The sequence below is a fragment of the Alkalibacterium sp. s-m-28 genome (genome assembly GCF_054658175.1).
Genome location: NZ_BAAGIQ010000291.1, coordinates 1 through 409 on the forward strand (window position 1 = coordinate 1; position 409 = coordinate 409).

At 38.6% G+C, this 409-nt stretch carries 2 protein-coding genes; both read left to right on the forward strand.

Features of this window, described 5'->3' with window-relative positions; translation table 11 throughout:
- Positions 1 to 273 (forward strand): IS200/IS605 family transposase (gene tnpA, locus ACYQ4S_RS12370; RefSeq protein WP_459771473.1); only part of this gene is annotated, 273 nt, incomplete at its 5' end.
- A 5-nt stretch (positions 274 to 278) separates the two neighbouring features.
- The coding region (locus tag ACYQ4S_RS12375; RefSeq protein ID WP_459771475.1) for a helix-turn-helix domain-containing protein at positions 279 to 409 on the forward strand (131 nt) is incomplete at its 3' end.

The following is a 409-nucleotide window of genomic DNA, read 5'->3' on the forward strand; positions in this document are numbered from 1 at the left end:
AGTACAAACTACAACATCACTCTCATCGAATGGAATGAAGATAGAGACCACATTCATATCCTGTTCAAAGCTCACCCTAACACAGAATTGTCCAAATTCATCAATGCCTACAAAAGCGCCAGTTCTCGACTCATTAAAAAGAACTTCCCAGAAGTAAAGCAGAAATTATGGAAAGAAATGTTTTGGTCGAGGAGTTTTTGCTTATTGACAACAGGCGGCGCTCCAATTGAAGTTATAAAAAAATACATTGAAAACCAAGGCGAAGTGAGCTGACAAATATGTTGAAAGCATACAAGTACAGATTATACCCAACCGAACAGCAAAAAGAATATTTTGCGAATTGTTTTGGCTGCGCCCGCTTCATCTACAACCAAATGCTCAGCGACAAAATCAACCACTACAAAGAAAC